This is a genomic window from Acidovorax sp. GW821-FHT09B03 (genome assembly GCF_059418305.1).
The window spans coordinates 1-19218 of sequence record NZ_JBWKPP010000001.1 but is presented as its reverse complement, the minus strand read 5'-3'; the positions used below and the strand labels follow the sequence as shown (position 1 = coordinate 19218).

Here is a 19218-nt window from a genome sequence, read left to right as displayed (position 1 = left end):
ACGCGCATGGACGCATTCCACTGGTGGCGCCAGGGCGACGCGGTGACACAGGGCACGGCCCTGCTGCTGCTGGGCATGTCCGTTGCCAGCTGGGTGGTGATCTTCTGGAAGCTGCGCCTGCTGCGCCGTGCCAGTGCCGACGTGGCGCGCTGCGTGGCCGCCGTCTGGCAGGCCCCCTCGCTGCCGGAGGCCGCGCTGCGCCTGCAGGGCTTTGACCGGCTGGCCCTGGTGCTGCCCATGGTGCAGGCCGTCAACACCGTGGCCGACCAGGCCTCCCCCGCTGCCCTGGCTTCCATGGGCAGCCTGTCGCAGCGGCTCACGCGCGTGCTGCGCGACGCCTTGCACGCGGTGCTGGGCCGCCTGCAGTTCGGCCAGGTGCTGCTGGCCACCGTGGGCTCCACGGCGCCGTTCGTGGGCCTGCTGGGCACCGTCTGGGGCATCTACCATGCGCTGTCGGCCATGGCCGGGGCCGGGCAGATCACCATCGACCGCGTGGCCGGCCCCGTGGGCGAGGCCCTGGTCATGACCGCCGCCGGACTGGCCGTGGCCATCCCGGCCGTGCTGGCCTACAACGTCTGCGGCCGGCTCATCGGGCGCATCGAGGCCGACCTGGAGGGGTTCGCCCGGGATTTGCGTGAACTGCGCACCGATATGGCGCACGCGGCCGCCGTGCCCGTGGGCAGGGTGGCCGAATGAGCTTCGGCAGGCTGGAACGTACGCCGGGTTCCCAGCCCATGAGCGACATCAACATGACGCCGCTGGTCGACGTGATGCTGGTGCTGGTGGTGATCTTCATCCTCACTGCGCCGCTCATGGCCAGCGCCATCCGCCTGGACCTGCCGCGCGCCGAGGGCACCGCCTCCGGGACGCCGGCCAGGGCCCTCACGCTGGTGGTGGACCGCACGGGCCAGGCCTTCCTCGACGACCAGCCGCTGGCACAGGCCGCACTGGCCGAGCGCCTGCAGCGCATCGGCGCCACCGCGCCCGACACCGAAGTGCAGCTGCGCGCGGACGCCGCCGTGCCCTATGGTCGCATCGTCGAGATCATGGGCGCAGCCCATGCCGCGGGCCTGCAGCGCATCGGTTTCGTGGCCGATCCGCAGTCCGCCGCCCAAGCCCCGAAAAAGCCCTGAAACCCGGGCTGCCGGGCCCGCTCCCGCGGCGGTTCGCCCGACAGCCTAAAATCCGCGCAGCGCAGTCCTGTGGCTGCACCATCCTGACCCGAGCCTCCATGCAAGACAAATACTCTCCCCAAGAGGTTGAGCGCGCCGCGCAAGACCACTGGACCGCCCGCGATGCCTACCGCGTGGTCGAAGACGCGAACAAGAAGAAGTTCTACGCCTGCTCGATGCTGCCCTACCCCAGCGGCAAGCTGCACATGGGCCATGTGCGCAACTACACCATCAACGACATGCTCACGCGCTACCTGCGCATGAACGGCCACAACGTGCTCATGCCCATGGGCTGGGACGCCTTCGGCCTGCCGGCCGAGAACGCGGCGCTCAAGAACGGCGTGCCGCCTGCGAAGTGGACGTACGAGAACATCGCGTATATGAAGACGCAGATGCAGGCCATGGGCCTGGCCATCGACTGGTCGCGCGAAGTCGCCACCTGCGATCCCGAGTACTACCACTGGAACCAGTGGCTGTTCCTGAAGATGCTGGACAAGGGCATTGCCTACCGCAAGACCCAGGTCGTGAACTGGGACCCGGTGGACCAGACCGTGCTGGCCAACGAGCAGGTCATCGACGGCAAGGGCTGGCGCACCGGCGCCACGGTGGAAAAGCGCGAGATTCCCGGCTACTACCTGAAGATCACCGACTACGCCGAAGAACTGCTGGACTTCGTGACCGGCGACAAGCTGCCCGGCTGGCCCGAGCGCGTCAAGCTCATGCAGGAGAACTGGATCGGCAAGAGCGAAGGCGTGCGCTTTGCCTTCCTGCACGACATCCAGGGCGATGACGGCGCGCTGATCGGCGACGGCCGCATGTACGTCTTCACCACGCGCGCCGACACCATCATGGGCGTGACCTTCTGCGCCGTGGCGCCCGAGCACCCACTGGCGGCGCATGCCGCGCGCAGCAACCCGGCGCTGGCGGCCTTCATCGAGGAATGCAAGAGCGGCGGCACCACCGAGGCCGAGCTGGCCACGCAGGAAAAGAAGGGCCAGCCCACGGGCCTGTTCGTGACGCACCCCATCACCGAAGAACAGATCCCGGTGTGGGTGGGCAACTACGTGCTCATGGGCTATGGCGACGGCGCCGTGATGGGCGTGCCCGCGCACGACGAGCGCGACTTTGCCTTCGCCCTGAAGTACGACCTGGAAATCAAGCAGGTGGTGCTGGTGGACGGCGAGCACTTCAACTATCACCAGTGGAACGACTGGTACGGTGACAAGCAGCGCGGCGTGACCATCAACTCCGACAGCTTCAGCGGCATGGGCTACAAGGAGGCCGTGGCCGCCGTGGCCCACGCGCTGCAGGCCAAGGGCCTGGGCGAGACCAAGACCACCTGGCGCCTGCGCGACTGGGGCGTTTCGCGCCAGCGCTACTGGGGAACGCCCATCCCCATCATCCACTGCGAGGAGCACGGTGCCGTGCCGGTGCCCGAGAAGGACCTGCCGGTGGTGCTGCCCACCGACTGCGTGCCCGACGGCTCGGGCAACCCGCTGCACAAGCACGAAGGTTTCCACGCCGGCGTGACCTGCCCGGTCTGCGGCAAGGCCGCGCGCCGCGAGACCGACACCATGGACACCTTCGTGGACAGCTCGTGGTACTTCATGCGCTACTGCGACCCGAAGAACGACGACGCCATGGTGGCCGACGGCACGGCCTACTGGATGCGCGACCAGAAGGCCGCGACCGGTGGTGCCGGCATGGACCAGTACATCGGCGGCATCGAGCACGCCATCCTGCACCTGCTGTACGCACGTTTCTGGACCAAGGTCATGCGCGACCTGGGGCTGGTGACGGTGGACGAACCCTTCGCCCACCTACTCACGCAGGGCATGGTGCTCAACCACATCTACTTCACGCGCGACGAGAAGGGCGGCAAGAGCTACTTCCCGCCCGAGGGCGTGACCCCCGTGCTGGATGCCCAGGGCCGCATCACCGGCGGCAAGCTGAACGAGGCCGAAGGCCAGTTCGCGCAGGGCCTGCTGCTGGAGTATGGCGGCGTGGGCAAGATGGGCAAGACCGAGCGCAACGGTGTCGATCCGCAGGACCTGATCGCCAGGTACGGTGCCGACACCGCCCGCCTGTACACCATGTTCACGGCCCCGCCCGAAGCCACGCTGGAGTGGAACGATGCGGCCGTGGAAGGCAGCTACCGCTTCCTGCGCCGGGTGTGGAACTTCGGCTTCAAGCTCGCGGCCATCGACCGGGACGCGGCGCTGGCCAGCGTGGCCGGTGCCACGAGCCTGGCCGACGTGCAGTTCGGCAAGGAGGCCAAGGCCCTGCGCCTGGAGATCCATACCGTGCTCAAGCAGGTGGACTACGACTACCAGCGCATGCAGTACAACACGGTGGTTTCGGGCGCGATGAAGATGATCAACGCGCTGGAAGATTTCAAGGCCACCGACTCGGCAGGCGCCCAAGTGGCGCTGATCGAGGGCTTCGGCATCCTGCTGCGCAGCCTGTACCCCGCCACGCCCCACATCGCCCACGCGCTGTGGGCCACGCTGGGCTATGCCGGTGCCCTGGGCGAGCTGCTCGACGCGCCCTGGCCCCAGGTGGACGCCGGTGCCCTGGTGCAGGACGAGATCGAGCTCATGCTGCAGGTCAACGGCAAGTTGCGCGGCTCCATCCTCGTGCCGGCCCAGGCCGACAAGGCCGAGATCGAGCGCGTTGCGCTGGCCAGCGAAGCCTTCATCGCCCAGGCCGCAGGGGCTGCGCCCAAGCGCGTGATCGTGGTGCCCGGGCGCCTGGTGAACGTGGTGGTGTGAGCATGCTGACCAAGCGCACCCTGCTCATGGCGGCACCTGCCGCATTGCTCACCGCCTGCGGTTTTCGCCTGCGTGGCGTGCCCGAGTTCTCGTTCGACGTGCTGTTCATCGCCGCGCCCCCCAGCTCCACGCTGGCGCGCGAGCTGCAGCGCACGCTGGACGGCTCGGGCAGCAAGCTCACGGTGCTGCGCGATATGGCGGACCTGCCCAAGGCCCAGGTCGGGCTGGAGCTGCTGTCCGAGCAGCGCGAGCGCGTGGTCGTGGGGCAGAACGCCTCGGGCCAGGTGCGCGAACTGCAACTGCGGCTGCGCGTGAAGTTCCGGGTGCGCGGTGCCAATGGCGCAGAACTCCTGCCCGAGACCGAGCTGCTGCAGCAGCGCGACATCAGCTACAACGAAACCATCGCCCTGGCCAAGGAGGCCGAAGAGGCCCTGCTGTACCGCAACATGCAGACCGACATCGTGCAGCAATTGCTGCGCCGCCTGGCGGTCGTGAAGCGCTGAGGCTACTTCAGCGGGGGCACCCGCATCAGGGTGCTTTTTCCGAAGAGTGATTCCACCAGGTCCACGGCCACCTCGGCCGTCTGGTTGCGCACGTCCAGGGCCGGGTTCAGTTCCATGATGTCCAGCGAGGCCAGGCGGCCGCTGTCGGCGATCATCTCCATGCACAGCTGGGCCTCGCGGTAGGTCGGGCCGCCGGGCACGGTGGTGCCCACGCCGGGGGCAATGCCCGGGTCCAGGAAGTCCACGTCGAAGCTCACGTGCAGGTGGGTGTTCTCGTCCATGCCGGCCAGGGCCTGCTGCATGGCCTGGCGCATGCCGATCTCGTCGATGGCGCGCATGTCGAACACCTCCAGCCCCTGCTCGTGCACCAGGCGCTTCTCGCCCGCATCCACGCTGCGGATGCCGATCTGGCGCACCTGTTGCGGCCGCAGGGCCGGGCCGCCATCGGGCATGCCGGCCAGGCCCGTGAGTTCGATCGGTCCCAGCCCGCACAGGCAGGCCACGGGCATGCCATGCACGTTGCCGCTGGGCGTGAGGGCGCTGGTATTGAAGTCGGCATGGGCGTCGAGCCAGAGCACGCGCAGCGTCTTGCCCGTCTCGGCGCAATGGCGTGCCACCGCGCTGATGCTGCCCAGGCCGAGGCAGTGGTCGCCGCCAAGCAGGATGGGCAGGCGGCCCTGCTGCAGCTCGGCATGCACGGCATCGAACACCAGCTGGTTCCACTGCACCACTTCGGGCAGGTGGCGGTAGCCGTCCACCGGCGGCAGCCAGGGATTGGCCGGGCCGTTCAGGTTGCCGCGGTCTGCCACCTGCAGGCCGTGGCGCTCCAGCGCCGCCTGCAAGCCCGCCACGCGCAAGGCCTCCGGGCCCATGGACGCGCCGCGGGCTCCGGCACCGATGTCGGTGGGCGCGCCGATCAGACTGGCGGCAGGGTGCGTTGCAGGGAGGATGGTCATGCGTGGGTGCCTTTGTGAGGGGGAATGGGCTGCTGCTGCAACGCGGGTAGCGCCACGGCCATGCAGGGCGTTATTGTGGGTCGGCGCGCGGGCAATGGAAAGCCAAAAGCCTGTGCAATTCTTGCCAAAGATTGATCAATTTGTACGACCTTGTTGGCATTTGGTACGGCGCAGGCTTTCTGCACCGTGCCGGGAGGTCGCAGGGGAGCGTGCCACGCGTTTAGACTTTGCACCATGCAAGTCGCCCTGGCCCAACTCTCCCCCCACCTCCAAAAGGGCCTGTCGCCGCTGTATGTGCTGCATGGCGATGAAGCGCTTTTGCAGCAGGAGGCGGCCGACGCCATCCGCGCCACGGCGCGCAGCCAGGGCTATACCGAGCGCAGCTCGTACACGGTAGCGGGCGCCCACTTCGACTGGAGCGCCGTGCTGGCTGCCGGGGGCTCGCTGAGCCTGTTTGCCGACAAGCAGATCGTGGAGATCCGCATCCCGTCGGGCAAGCCGGGCAAGGATGGCAGCGTGGCGCTGCAGCAGATCGCCGAGGCCGCCCGGAGCAACGACAGCACCCTGACCCTGGTGATGCTGCCGCGCCTGGACAAGGCCACGCGCACGGGCGCCTGGTTCGCCGCGCTGGAGGGCAACGGCACCTCGATCCAGATCGACCCCATCGAGCGCGGCATGCTGCCGCAGTGGATCGCCCAGCGTCTGGCCACCCAGGGCCAGCGCGTGGTGGCGGGCGAGGAGGGCCAGCGCACGCTGCAGTTCTTTGCCGACCGCGTGGAGGGCAACCTGCTCGCCGCCCACCAGGAGATCCAGAAGCTCGCGCTGCTGCACCCACCGGGCGAACTGACCCAGGCCCAGGTCGAAGCGGCCGTGCTCAATGTGGCGCGCTACGACGTGTTCAAGCTGTCCGAGTCGGTGCTGGGCGGCCACACCGGGCGCGTGCAGCGCATGCTCGACGGCCTGCAGGCCGAGGGCGAGGCCGAGGTGCTGGTGCACTGGGCGCTGGCCGAGGACATACGCGCCCTGAAGCGCGTGAAGGACGCGATGAACGCCGGGCGCCCGCTGCCCATGGCCCTGCGCGAGAACCGCATCTGGGGGCCCAAGGAGCGCCTGTTCGAGCGCATCCTGCCCAAGGCCAGCGACGCGGCGCTGGCGCGCCTGCTGCAGTCGGCCCACACGGTGGACGGCATCGTCAAGGGCCTGAAGGTGCCCGACTGGCCTACCGATGGCTGGCAGGCCCTGCAGCGCCTGGCGCTGCAGCTGTGCAGGCTGACAAGTTCGGCAAAGTAGCCCGCACTGCGTTCAGCGCGCGTCCAGCGTGCCGCGCGCCTTGTCCACCCACATCTGCAGGTTGGCCACCAGGTCCTTCTGGCTGAACGAGCAGCTCTCCTCGGAGAACAGCGCGCTCGATTCGAGCCGGTCGAGCAGGTTCAGCAGGACTTCGCTGTAGCGCGGCGGCAGGGCCGCGAGCAGGTCGGCCTGTCCGCGCGCCAGCGTGCTCAAGGACGCGGCACTGGCTGCGCCCTCGCTGAAACGCGCCAGGGCGGCTTGCAATGTGGTGAGTTGGTCGTGTTCGGCTGCCATGCCCCAAGTATCCGCGAAAGGCCCTGGCGGCCCGGCAGCAGCACGGCCGTGCACTTTTGCGTGCCGGCTTCGTGCACAAGTTCACGCCCTGCCCGCCGGCCTGCGCTGCACACCATTGTTTGCAAAGCCGGCCGCCGTCAGACTCGCGGCCAAGCGGTTCGCAGCCATGCATCACACACAGATGGCGGCACGGCGGACACCGCTGGTTCATGGAGCCCTCCATGGGTTCCAGGTGTTTACCTGTTTGATTTCCGATTGACCGAATTACTGAGAGAACCGATGAAGTACCTGATGAAGAACAAGACTTTCCGCACGGCCGCAGCCCTGGGCGCTGCCGCACTGTGCAGTGCCTTTGCGATGACCTCGGCGCACGCAGTGCAGCCGGCCATCTCCATGGGCTACGACCACGCGCTGGTGCTGCGCGCCGACGGCACCGTCTGGTCCTGGGGCTACGGCGGCAGCGGCCAACTGGGCCTGGGCAACACCGCCACCCGCACCACGCCCACGCAGATCCCCGCGCTGCAGAACGTGGTGCAGGTGGTGGCGCGCGGCTCGTTCTCGCTGGCGCTCAAGGCCGACGGCAGCGTCTGGGCCTGGGGCGACAACTCCGGCGGGCGCACCGGGGGCAATGGCACCAGCGTGCCCGTGCAGATCAACGGCCTGAGCAACATCGTGAGCATCAACGCCGGCACCGATACCGCCGCCGCCTTCGCCACCGACGCAGCCGGCCAGGTCTATGCCTGGGGCAGCAACAGCACCGCCCTGCTGGGCACGGGCCAGACCAGCCCCGGCGGCAACCCCGTGCCCCGCCTGGTGGCCGGTGCCCAGGGCGCCGTCGCCGTGAGCGCCTCGGACGCCGCCGCCCTGGCACTGCGCCAGGACGGCAAGGTCCTCGCCTGGGGCTCCAACGGCAACAAGGCCCTGGCCCCGGTGGCCGGCACCGCCACCGCCCCTGTCGTGATCGACGCCCTGGGCAGCGTGCAGGCCGTGGCCTCCACCTCCATGAACATCGCCGGCCAGTACTACGCCCTCAAGAACGACGGCAGCGTCGCCGTCTGGGGCCAGGCCTCGACCAACGCCACCTACTGCGGCCAAAAAGGCATCCAGAACGGCGGCTTCGCCCTGATCGACATCTCCCCCGTCCAGGGCCTGACGCGCATCCAGCAGATCGAGCCGGGCGACGGCCACACCCTGTTCGTCGATGCCGATGGTGCGGTGCATGCCTGTGGCGTCAATGCCGCCGGCCAGCTGGGCGACGGCACCCTGGTGAACCCTTCCACCGAAGTGCCCAAGATCGCGCACATCGCGGGCCTGCCGCCCGTGGTTGCCGCGGCGGCGGGTTCGGCGATCTCGGGCGTGATCGGCACCGACGGCAGCGTCTGGATCTGGGGCAAGGGCACCAACCTGGGTGGCACCGACAAGACCACGGCTCCCGTGCGCGTGATGGGCGGCAATGGAGCGGCCTTCGATGCCGGGCGGGTGGGCGATGCCAGCGGCACCTTCGCGGGCAGCCAGACCGGCCCCCTGAGCAACGTGACACTGGACGTCGGAGCCACGGTCTCCACGCTGCACCGGGGCAAGACCGGGCGCGTGTACGTGGCGGCCTTTGCGGGCTCGACCGTGCTGTTCCTGGGCTCCAACGGCTGGGCGCAGTACACGGGTGGTGCCTTCCCGGCGTACCTGTCGGGTGCGCTGCCGCGCACGGTGCCGGTGCGCATTGCCTCGGGCCTGAACTTCAGCGGGCTGGAAGGCGTGCAGCTGGTGGTGGGGTACGGTGTGGGGGATGATGCCTCGGCCGCTGCGGAGATGGTGCGGGCGGGGCGTTACCGGGTGGTGCACACGCTCAACTGAGTGCCTGTGGGCGGGTGCCGGGATCGCCGGTCCGCCAGGGAGGCGGCTGGCGGAGAACCCGGCACCTCCCTCCCGGCATTGCCGGCATGCCTTCCCTGGGGTGCGCAGGGGCAGGGCGCTTCTGCGAGAATCGGGGCCATGAACGCGCTCAACGTGGCTGAATACACGCACACCCTCGGATCCCAGGCCAAGGCCGCCTCCGCCCTCATGGCGCGCGCGCCGGCCGCTGTCAAGAACAAGGCCCTGCGCGCCCTGGCGCGCCTGCTGCGCGAGCACACCGCCGCACTGCAGGTGGACAACGCCCGCGACCTGGAACGCGCCCGTGCTGCCGGCCTGGCTGAACCCCTGGTGGATCGCTTGAAGCTCACGCCCAAGGTACTCGACACCTGTGCCGAGGGCTGTGAACAGCTGGCGGCCATGGCCGACGTGATTGGCGAGATCATCGGCATGAAACAGCAGCCCAGTGGCATCCGCGTGGGCCAGATGCGCGTGCCCATCGGCGTGTTCGGCATGATCTACGAGAGCCGCCCCAACGTGACCATCGAGGCTGCGAGCCTGTCCATCAAGAGCGGCAACGCCTGCATCCTGCGCGGCGGCTCGGAAGCCATCGATTCCAACAAGGCGCTGGCGCGCCTGGTGCAGCTGGCGCTGGCCGAGGCCGGCCTGCCGCAGGACGCGGTGCAGCTGGTGCAGACCACCGACCGCGAGGCCGTGGGCCAGCTCATCGCCATGCCGCAGTTCGTGGACGTGATCATCCCGCGCGGCGGCAAGGGCCTGATCGAGCGCATCAGCCGCGATGCCAAGGTGCCCGTGATCAAGCACCTGGACGGCAACTGCCACACCTACGTGGACGACCCCTGCGACGTGGCCATGGCCGTCAAGGTGGCCGACAACGCCAAGACCCAGAAGTACAGCCCCTGCAATGCCAGCGAGGGCCTGCTGGTTGCGCGCGGCGTGGCCGCCGAATTTCTGCCGCTGATCGGTGCCGTCTATGCCGCCAAGGGCGTGGAGATGCGCGTGTGCTCCGAAAGCCGCGCGCTGCTGGCCCCGGTGGCCGGCGCCAGGCTGGTCGATGCCACCGAGCAGGATTGGTCCGAGGAATACCTGGCGCCCATCATCAGCATCAAGGTGGTGGCGGGCGTGGACGAGGCGATCGCGCACATCAACCACTATTCCTCGCACCACACGGACGCCATCCTCACCACTGACCACGTGCACGCCCAGCGCTTCCTGCGCGAAGTGGACTCGGCCAGCGTCATGGTCAATGCCAGCACGCGCTTTGCCGATGGCTTCGAGTACGGCCTGGGCGCCGAGATCGGCATCAGCACCGACAAGTTCCATGCCCGCGGCCCCGTGGGCATCGAGGGCCTGACCTCGCTCAAGTACGTGGTGCTGGGCGAAGGCGAGGTGCGCGGCTGATCCCCCGCCCCGGCTGCCGCGTGCGGCAGCCGGCTTGACGCGCCCGCCGCCTGTACCCATCATTCCCCCGTGAAAATCATCATCCTGGGTGCCGGCCGTGTCGGCCACAGCGTGGCCGAGAGCCTGGTCTCCGAGCGCAACGACATCACCGTCATCGACACCGATGCTGCGCGCCTGCGCGACCTGGAGTCGCGCTTCGACCTGCGCGGTGTGGTCGGCAGCGGCATCGACCCGCAGGTGCTGGCCGAGGCCGGTGCGCACGACACCGACCTGCTGATCGCCTGCGCCGCGCAGGACGAGACCAACCTGGTGTGCTGCAAGATCGCGCAGGTGCTGTTCAGCATCCCCACGCGCATCGCGCGCGTGCGCTCCTCGGGCTTCGACGATGACGAGCGGCTGGTTGGCCCCGAAGGCTTTGCGGTGGACCGCATCATCTGCCCCGAGGAGTCGCTGACCCGCTACATCGGCAAGCTCATCGAGTACCCCGAGGCCATGCAGGTGCGTGAGTTCGCGGGCGGCCGGGCCTGCCTGGCCTCGGTGCGCGCACGGGCCGGGGCGCCCATGGTGGGCCACACCATTGCCGAACTGCGGGCCGGCGCGCCCGACGTGGCGGTGCGCATCGTGGCCATCTACCGGCGCTTTCCCGACGAGCCCGACCGCTTCGTGGCCTGTGACGGCACCACCCGCATCGAGCCGGGCGACGAGGTCTTCGTGCTTGCGGCCAGCGAGCACATTGCGTACGTGCTCGCGGCCCTGCACCGGCGCGGCGCCACGGCCGTGCAGCCCGTTCGCCGCATCATGATCGCCGGTGGCGGGCGCGTGGGTCTGCGCCTGGCGCGACAGCTGGCGAAACAGGGTGGGCGCTTTCGCGTGAAGATCATCGAGGGCGACATGCAGCGCTGCACCGAGCTGGCCTCCCTGCTGCCTGCCGACACCCTGGTGTTGCAGGGCGATGCCACCGACGAGGACCTGCTGGGGGACGAGAACATCGAGGAGATCGACCTCTTCCTTGCGCTCACCGACGATGACGAGAACAACATCATGTCCTGCCTGCTGGCCAAGCGCATGGGCGCGCGCCGGGTGCTGGCGCTGATCAACCGGCGCAGCTATGCCGACCTGATGCACGGCACGCAGATCGACATTGCGCTGTCGCCCGCGCAAGCCATGCTCGGCGAGCTGCTGGCCTATGTGCGCCAGGGCGACGTCCAGGCCGTGCACAGCCTGCGCCGCGGCGTGGCCGAGGCACTGGAGATCGTGGCACGTGGCGATCGCAAGAGCTCGCGCGTGGTGGGCCGCAAGGTCAGCGAACTGCAGCTGCCCGGCGAGGTGCACATGGGGCTCATCGTGCGCGGCCTGCCAGATTCGCCCGACGTCTCGCCCGAGGACCTGCGCGAGCCCCAGGTCATCATCCCGCGCAGCTCCACGGTGATCGAGAGCAACGACCACGTCGTGTTCTTCCTGCCGCACAAGCGGCTGGTGCGCGAAGTGGAGAAGCTCTTTCGCGTGAGCGCCACGTTCTTCTGACGCAGCACTGAACACCATGGTGGACATGTTCCCCGTCCTGCGCGTGCTGGGCATCCTGGCCATGATCTTCTCGCTGACCATGGGGCTGCCGCTGGCGGTATCGCTCTGGACGCGCGACGGCATCTGGTATGTGTACCCACAGGCCATGGGCGCCACCTTCATGGCCGGCGCCTGGCTCTGGTGGCGCCTGCGCCACTTTCGCCATGAGCTGCAGCCGCGCCACGGGGTCATGCTGGTGTCGCTGGTCTGGATGCTGCTGCCACTGGCCGCGGCGCTGCCGTTGATGCTGGCGGGGCACTATATCGGGCGCCCCATGTCGTTCACGCACGCTTATTTCGAGGCCGTGTCGGGCCTGACCACGAGCGGCTCCACGGTGCTCAGCGGGCTCGACACGCTGCCGGTGTCGGTCAACGTGTGGCGCACCTTCCTGCAGTGGGTGGGGGGCATGGGCATCCTGGTCCTGGCCGTGGCCGTGCTGCCACTGCTGGGTGTAGGCGGCAGCCAGCTGTTCAAGGCCGAAGCCGCCGGCCCGCTCAAGGACGCCAAGCTCACGCCGCGCATGACGGGCACGGCCAAGGGGCTGTGGGGCGTGTATGCGCTGTTCTCCGTGTCCTGCGGCCTGGCCTACTGGCTCGCCGGCATGGCGCCGCTGGATGCGCTGATGCACATGTTCACCACGGTGAGCCTGGGGGGGTTGTCTTCCTATGATGCGAGCTTCGGACATTTCCAGTCGCCACTGCTCGAAGCCATCTGCATCTTCTTCATGCTGGTCGCCAGCTGCAACTTCGCGCTGTACTTCGTGGCCTTCCGCAAGGGGCACTGGCGCGGCTTCTGGGGCGACCCGGAGCTGCGCGCCACGCTGTTCGCGCTGACCGGCGGCGGGCTGGTGGTGGCGCTGCTGCTCTGGGCCAAGGGGGTGTACGCGCCGCTCGATGCACTGCGCCATGGCATGTTCAACACCATATCGCTGGCCACCACCACCGGCTATGCCACGGTGGACTACCTGGCCTGGCCGGTGTTCGCGCCCGTGTTCATGCTGCTGCTGTCGGGTGTGGCCACCAGTGCCGGGTCGACCGGTGGCGGGATCAAGATGGTGCGCATGCTCATCCTGGTCAAGCAGGCGCGCCGCGAGATGAACCGCCTGGTGCACCCGCGCGCAGTGCAGCCGGTGTGCCTGGGCGGCGGCGTGGTGGACAACCGCGTGATCTTCTCGGTGCTGGCCTTCATGCTGGTGTACGGTGGCACGGTCTTCGGGCTGAGCATGGTGCTGCTGCTGACCGACCTGGACCCGGTGACCGCCTTCTCGGTGGTGCTGGCCAGCGTCAACTGCGCCGGGCCCGGCCTGGGCAGCGTGGGGCCGGCGTCGAATTTCTCGGTGCTCACCGATTTTCAGATCTGGGTCTGCACCCTCGCCATGCTGCTCGGGCGGCTCGAGATCCTGAGCTTCATGGCGCTGCTGACGCCGTCGTTCTGGCGGCGGTGAAAGAAAGCCGCCGGGCGGGCTTGCGAACAATTGGTCACGCCCCCACCCTACAATGGCCTGCCACCGCAATAGACCCGCCTCCACGTAAGGTTTTCCATGGTTCCGCACCTCATCACGGCCCTGACCGGGCCGATCAACGAACTCGAGCAGCGTGTGCTCGACTCCATGCCCGCCATCGAGCGCTGGTTCCGCCTGGAGTGGATGGAGCACACCCCGCCGTTCTACACCTCGGTGGACATCCGCAATGCTGGCTTCAAGCTGGCCCCGGTGGACACCAATCTGTTTCCCGGCGGCTGGAACAACCTGACCAAGGAGATGCTGCCGCTGGCCGTGCAGGCCGCCATGGCCGCCATCGAGAAGATCTGCCCCGAGGCACGCAACCTGCTGATCATTCCCGAGAACCACACGCGCAACACCTTCTACCTGTCGAATGTGGTGCAGCTGCAGCGCATCTTCAACATGGCCGGGCTCAACGTGCGCGTGGGCTCCATCAGCCCCGAGATCAAGAAGCCCACCCTGATCGAGCTGCCCAATGGTGACACGGTGACGCTGGAGCCCGTGGTGCGCACCAAGCGCCGCCTGGGGCTCAAGGACTTCGACCCCTGCACCATCCTGCTCAACAACGACCTCACGGCGGGCGCACCGGGCATCCTGGAAGACATCCACGAGCAGTACCTGCTGCCGCCGCTGCACGCCGGCTGGAGCGTGCGCAAGAAGAGCACCCACTTCAAGAACTACGAGGAGGTGGCCAAGCGCTTCGGCAAGATGCTGGGCATCGACCCCTGGCTGGTGAATCCCATGTTCAGCCAGTGCGGCGATGTGGACTTCTCCGAAGGTGCAGGCATGGAGAACCTGCAGACGAATGTGGACGCCCTGCTCACCAAGGTGCGCCGCAAGTACAAGGAATACGGCATCAACGAAAAGCCCTTCGTGATCGTCAAGGCCAACAACGGCACCTACGGCATGGGCATCATGACGGTGCGCGACGCCAAGGAGCTCGACGCGCTCAACCGCAAGACGCGCAACAAGATGGCCGTGATCAAGGACGGTCAGGTGGTCAACGACGTGATCATCCAGGAGGGCGTGCTCACCCAGGAGCGCGTGAACGATGCCGTGGCCGAACCCGTGGTCTACATGATGGACCGCTACGTGGTGGGCGGCTTCTACCGCATGCACGCCGAGCGCGGCACCGACGAGAACCTGAACGCACCGGGCGCGAGCTTTGTGCCCCTGGCCTTCGAGCACAGCACGCACATGCCCCAGCCGGGCATGCGCCCGGGCGTGAGCGCACCCAACCGCTTTTACATGTACGGCGTGGTCGCTCGCCTGGCCATGCTCGCTGCCAGCTACGAGCTCGAAGCCACCAATCCGGACGCCGAAGTCTACGACTGAGGTGCCCTCTCTAAAGAGGGTGGAAGGCGGGCCAACAGGCCCCACACACCTGCCTGCCACGTCTGCCAACGGGGCGCCAGAGGGCAGTTGCTGCGTTGCAACATGCCCCGGGCTGGTGCGCCGCTGCACCACCGCAGGAGCACAATAGCGTTCCCAAAAGTAACGGAACCCCGGCAGCCACGTGTGCCGGGTGCGGTCAGTGCAAAGCTCCAAATCCTCGCTCGCAGCGCTCACGCTGGGCGCCATCGGTGTTGTCTACGGTGATATCGGCACCAGCGTGCTGTATGCGGTCAAGGAGGTCTTCGGGTCGGGGCATGTGCCCTTCACCCAGGACAACATCTACGGCATCCTGTCCATCCTGTTCTGGACGCTCACGGTCATCGTGTCACTGAAGTACGTGGTGTTGGTGCTGCGCGCCGACAACAACGGCGAGGGCGGGCTGATCGCCATGCTGGCCCTGGCCTCCCAGGCCGTGAAGGACAAACCCCGCCTGCGCGGCCTGCTGCTGGGCGTGGGCATCTTCGGCACCTCGCTGTTCTACGGCGATGGGGTCATCACACCGGCGATCTCGGTGCTGTCGGCGGTGGAAGGGCTGGAGGTGGTCTCTCCGCACTTCAAGCAGTACGTGATACCGCTGACCCTGGTCGTGCTGTTCTGCCTGTTCCTGGTGCAAAAGCGCGGCACCAGCGGCATCGGCAAGTTCTTCGGGCCCATCACCCTGGTGTGGTTCGCTACCCTGGCCATCCTGGGCGTGTCCCACATCGTCACCCACCCCGAAATTCTCTGGGCGATGAGCCCGCACTACGCCCTGGGCTTCATGTGGGCCAATCCAGGCACCAGTTTCATCATCCTGGGCGCTGTGGTGCTGTGCGTGACCGGGGCCGAGGCGCTGTATGCCGATCTCGGGCATTTCGGCAAGCGGCCCATCCGCCTGGCCTGGTTCTGCGTGGCCATGCCGGCACTCGTCCTCAACTACTTCGGCCAGGGCGCCCTGCTGCTGGCCGAGCCCGAGGCCGTGAAGAACCCGTTCTTCATGATGGCCCCCAGCTGGGCCCTGCTGCCCCTGGTGGTGCTGGCCACCATGGCCACGGTGATCGCCTCGCAGGCGCTGATCACGGGCGCCTTCAGCGTGACCAAGCAGGCCATCCAGCTCGGCTACCTGCCGCGCCTGAACATCCAGCACACCAGCGTGCGCGATACCGGCCAGATCTACATGCCGCTCGTGAACTGGGGCCTGTTCGTGGCCATCGTGCTCGCGGTGGTGATGTTCCGCTCGTCGAGCAACCTGGCCGCTGCCTACGGCATCGCGGTGACGCTGGACATGCTGATCACCACCACGCTGACCTTCTTCGTGATCCGCTACGGCTGGGGCTATCCTCTGGCGCTGTGCGTGGCCGCCACGGGCTGCTTCTTCGTGGTGGACCTGGCCTTCTTTGCCTCCAACCTGCTCAAGCTGTTCGCGGGCGGCTGGTTCCCGCTGATGATCGGCGGGGTCGTCTTCACCTTGATGATGACCTGGAAGCAAGGGCGCCACCTGGTCAACGACAAGCTGCGCGCCGATGCCATCGACCTCAAGGACTTCCTGGAGTCGGTGTTCATCAGCCCGCCCACGCGCGTGGAAGGCACGGCAGTGTTCCTCACGGCCGAGACGGGTGTCGTGCCCAATGCGCTCTTGCACAACCTCAAGCACAACAAGGTGCTGCACGAGCAGAACCTGTTCGTGACGGTCAAGAGCCATGAGGTGCCCTGGATCGGCATGGACAAGCGCCTGCAGGTGGATGCGCTGGGCCATGACTGCTGGCAGGTGGTGGTGCACTACGGCTTCAAGAACGATCCGGACCTGCCACGCGCGCTGGAGCAACTGCGCGGCCGGGGCTGCGGCATGGAGCCGATGACCACGAGCTACTTCCTGTCGCGCGATACCGTGGTGCCCACCATCGGCAGCGGCATGGCGCCCTGGCGCGAGAAACTCTTCGCCCAGATGCACCACAATGCCAGTGGCGCTGCGGACTTCCTGCACCTGCCCAACAATGCGGTGGTGGAGCTGGGCTCGAAGATCGAGATCTGACGCCCCTGGGGCAGGGGACTGCGGGGCCGATAGCCCCCGCCGTGCACCGCTTCGGTGCGCGATGCAGAATCCTGCCCATGCAGTTTTTCAAAGACCTGAGCCTGTCGGCTTTCACCGCGGGCTTCGTGGCGGTGTTGGTGGGCTTCACGAGCTCGGTGGCCATCGTCTTCCAGGCGGCCCAGGCCTTCCACGCCACGCCGGGGCAGATCACGTCCTGGATGTGGGCGCTGGGGCTGGGCATGGGGCTGTGCTCCCTGGTGCCATCACTCATCCTGCGCATGCCGGTCATGATCGCCTGGTCCACGCCGGGCGCGGCGGTGCTGGCCACCGCCGGGTTGGCCGGTGGCTTCAGCATGGCCGAGGCCGTCGGTGCCTTCATGGTCAGTGCCGTGCTGATCACGCTGTGCGGCATCACCGGCTGGTTCGAGCGCATCATGAACCGCATTCCCATGGAGATTGCGGCCGCGCTGCTGGCCGGCGTGCTGGCGCGCTTCGGCATCCAGGCCTTCACAGCGGCGCAGACCGCACTGCCCCTGGTGCTGCTGATGCTGGGCACTTACCTGCTGGGTCGCCGCCTGCTGCCGCGCTATGCCGTGGTGCTCACGCTGGCCGTAGGCATCGCCTGGGTGGCGCTGCGTGGGCAGATGGCCTGGTCGGCCGTTCAGTTCTCGTTGGCGGTGCCGGTCTGGACCACGCCGCAGTTCAGCCTGTCGGCCCTGGTGAGCCTGGCCATCCCCCTGTTCGTGGTGACCATGGCCTCGCAGAACCTGCCTGGCGTGGCGGTCATCCGTGCATCGGGTTACCCGCTGCCGGTCTCGCGCCTGCTCACGCTATCGGGGCTCGCTACCCTGGTTCTGGCACCCTTCGGAGCCTTCGCCCTCAATTTCAGCGCCATCACGGCCGCCATGTGCATGGGGCCCGAAGCCCATGAGGACCGTGCACGCCGCTACACGGCCGCCGTGTCCTGCGGAGCCATCTACGTGGTGATCGGGATTTTTGGCGCGGTGATCACCGGCCTGCTCACCGCCTTTCCCAAGGAGCTGATCGCCGCCATCGCCGGGCTGGCCCTGCTGGGCACCATCGGCAATGGCCTGGCGACTGCGCTGCGCGAGGAGGGGCACCGCGAGGCGGCGCTCATCACCTTCCTGGTCACGCTCAGCGGCGTGGTGGTGGCGGGCGTGGGCTCGGCTTTCTGGGGCGTGGTCGCAGGCAGCCTTGCGCTATTTGTGCAACAGTACGGGCGTACGCGCACCCAGGGCGGCTGACGGCTTCCTTCCCCTCTGTATATAGAGAAGCCCTCCCTGGCCATGGGGCGCCGGTCTTTTCCACATCCATCCATCTTCCAGTCCATGCAAATCCTCTTCATCGCCGACCCGCTGGCCAGCTTCAAGATCTACAAGGACACCACCTTCGCCATGATGCGCGAGGCCCAGCGCCGTGGTCACACGATCACGGTGTGCGGCCCGCAGGACGTCAGCTGGCAGCGCGGCGGCAAGGTGACGGCGCGCGTGCGCGACATCGTGCTCACCGGCCACCCGGACGACTGGTACACCGAGCAGCCCGTGCGCACTGCCGTGCTGGCCGACTTCGGCGCGGTGCTGATGCGCAAGGACCCGCCGTTCGACAGCGAATACTTCTACGCCACCCACATGCTGGAACAGGCCGAGCGCGATGGTGCGCGCGTGTTCAACAAGCCCCGGGCATTGCGCGACCACCCAGAGAAGCTGGCGATCATGGAGTTCCCGCAGTTCATCGGCCCCACCCTGGTCACGCGCGACCCGGCAGACATCCGCAGCTTCCACGCCGAGCACAAGGACATCATCCTCAAGCCGCTGGACGGCATGGGCGGCATGGGCATCTTCCGCGTGGGGCCGGACGGCCTGAACCTGGGCAGCATCATCGAGACGCTGAACAAGGATGGCGCCGAGAGCGTGATGGTGCAGAAATTCCTGCCCCAGATCTCCGAAGGCGACAAGCGCGTGCTGGTCATTGGCGGCAAGCCGGTCCCCTATTGCCTGGCGCGCATTCCCCAGGGAACCGAAGTGCGCGGCAACTTGGCCGCTGGCGGCAAGGGCGTGGCCCGCCCCTTGTCCGAGCGCGACTGGGAGATCGGCAATGCCCTGGGTCCCATCCTGCAGGAGCGCGGCCTGCTGCTGGCCGGTGTCGATGTGATCGGTGACTGCGTCACCGAGATCAACGTCACCAGCCCCACCTGCTTCCAGGAGATCTTCGACCAGACCGGCTGCGACGTGGCAGCCCTGTTCATCGATGCACTGGAGGCGGCCCTGGCTGCCTTGTCCGCGCGATAAGTCGGCAACTCCCCCGGCAGCCCCAAAACTCATGCTATAGTCGAGGGCTTCGCTGCACGGAGGTCCTTTCCTTCTTTGGAGGTTCTGGGCAGACGGAGGCGGGGTTTGAAAAAACTTCGGTAGTTTTAGAAAAGTCGCTGATTTCTCGGTATACAATCTAAGGCTGCGCTGACAAGAGCTGACTGC

General features: G+C 67.6%; 15 protein-coding genes. 13 read left to right on the top strand and 2 right to left on the bottom strand.

Features of this window, described 5'->3' with window-relative positions; genetic code table 11:
* Positions 1-6 precede the first annotated feature (6 nt).
* The 4 genes from AC07PA_RS00075 (at position 7) to AC07PA_RS00060 (ending at position 4446) form a co-directional block, all read left to right on the top strand.
* Positions 7-696 carry a MotA/TolQ/ExbB proton channel family protein gene (locus AC07PA_RS00075; RefSeq protein WP_494604099.1) on the top strand — a complete coding sequence of 230 codons (690 nt, stop codon included), beginning with the start codon at positions 7-9 and terminating at the stop codon, positions 694-696.
* Positions 693-1133 carry an ExbD/TolR family protein gene (locus AC07PA_RS00070; RefSeq protein ID WP_494604101.1) on the top strand — a complete coding sequence of 147 codons (441 nt, stop codon included), beginning with the start codon at positions 693-695 and terminating at the stop codon, positions 1131-1133. The genes AC07PA_RS00075 and AC07PA_RS00070 overlap by 4 nt, the downstream gene beginning before the upstream one ends.
* A gap of 98 nt (positions 1134-1231) precedes the next feature.
* Positions 1232-3943 (top strand): leucine--tRNA ligase, encoded by a 2712-nt coding sequence (gene leuS / locus AC07PA_RS00065; protein WP_494604103.1) that lies wholly within the window; start codon positions 1232-1234, stop codon positions 3941-3943.
* A gap of 2 nt (positions 3944-3945) precedes the next feature.
* Positions 3946-4446 (top strand): LPS-assembly lipoprotein LptE, encoded by a 501-nt coding sequence (locus AC07PA_RS00060; protein WP_007857526.1) that lies wholly within the window; start codon positions 3946-3948, stop codon positions 4444-4446.
* A 2-nt stretch (positions 4447-4448) separates the two neighbouring features.
* On the opposite strand, the gene rocF is transcribed toward AC07PA_RS00060, so the two are convergent.
* Positions 4449-5402 (bottom strand): arginase, encoded by a 954-nt coding sequence (rocF, locus tag AC07PA_RS00055; RefSeq protein ID WP_494604105.1) that lies wholly within the window; start codon positions 5400-5402, stop codon positions 4449-4451.
* 234 nt (positions 5403-5636) lie between these two features.
* Here rocF and holA point away from each other — a divergent pair, with 234 nt between their 5' ends.
* Entirely contained in the window at positions 5637-6692 is a 1056-nt protein-coding gene (holA, locus tag AC07PA_RS00050; protein WP_494604107.1) for a DNA polymerase III subunit delta, read from the top strand.
* A gap of 12 nt (positions 6693-6704) precedes the next feature.
* Here holA and AC07PA_RS00045 read toward each other — a convergent pair whose 3' ends face one another.
* On the bottom strand, positions 6705-6986 hold the full coding sequence (locus tag AC07PA_RS00045; protein ID WP_007857523.1) for a hypothetical protein: 282 nt from the start codon (positions 6984-6986) through the stop codon (positions 6705-6707).
* A gap of 279 nt (positions 6987-7265) precedes the next feature.
* On the opposite strand from AC07PA_RS00045, the gene AC07PA_RS00040 reads away from it, so the two are divergent.
* From AC07PA_RS00040 to gshB, 8 genes are all read left to right on the top strand, one after another.
* The gene (locus AC07PA_RS00040) at positions 7266-8837 is read left to right on the top strand and encodes an RCC1 domain-containing protein (protein ID WP_494604109.1); all 1572 of its coding nucleotides are present in this window, start codon (positions 7266-7268) and stop codon (positions 8835-8837) included.
* Positions 8838-8975: 138 nt separating this feature from the next.
* Positions 8976-10256 carry a glutamate-5-semialdehyde dehydrogenase gene (locus AC07PA_RS00035; RefSeq protein ID WP_494604111.1) on the top strand — a complete coding sequence of 427 codons (1281 nt, stop codon included), beginning with the start codon at positions 8976-8978 and terminating at the stop codon, positions 10254-10256.
* Positions 10257-10325: 69 nt separating this feature from the next.
* Complete coding sequence (trkA, locus tag AC07PA_RS00030) at positions 10326-11780, top strand: Trk system potassium transporter TrkA (protein WP_007851217.1); 1455 nt, start codon at positions 10326-10328, stop codon at positions 11778-11780.
* Positions 11781-11796: 16 nt separating this feature from the next.
* Positions 11797-13263 carry a TrkH family potassium uptake protein gene (locus AC07PA_RS00025; RefSeq protein WP_494604113.1) on the top strand — a complete coding sequence of 489 codons (1467 nt, stop codon included), beginning with the start codon at positions 11797-11799 and terminating at the stop codon, positions 13261-13263.
* Positions 13264-13359: 96 nt separating this feature from the next.
* Positions 13360-14655, top strand: a complete 1296-nt coding sequence (gshA, locus tag AC07PA_RS00020; RefSeq protein WP_007851219.1) for a glutamate--cysteine ligase — start codon at positions 13360-13362, stop codon at positions 14653-14655.
* Between the two features lie 199 nt (positions 14656-14854).
* A complete protein-coding gene (locus tag AC07PA_RS00015) occupies positions 14855-16723 on the top strand; it encodes a potassium transporter Kup (RefSeq protein ID WP_035202579.1) in 1869 nt (622 codons plus the stop codon).
* A gap of 77 nt (positions 16724-16800) precedes the next feature.
* The gene (locus AC07PA_RS00010) at positions 16801-17988 is read left to right on the top strand and encodes a benzoate/H(+) symporter BenE family transporter (RefSeq protein ID WP_007851222.1); all 1188 of its coding nucleotides are present in this window, start codon (positions 16801-16803) and stop codon (positions 17986-17988) included.
* Positions 17989-18072: 84 nt separating this feature from the next.
* Positions 18073-19032 carry a glutathione synthase gene (gene gshB, locus AC07PA_RS00005; RefSeq protein WP_494604116.1) on the top strand — a complete coding sequence of 320 codons (960 nt, stop codon included), beginning with the start codon at positions 18073-18075 and terminating at the stop codon, positions 19030-19032.
* Positions 19033-19218 lie beyond the last annotated feature (186 nt).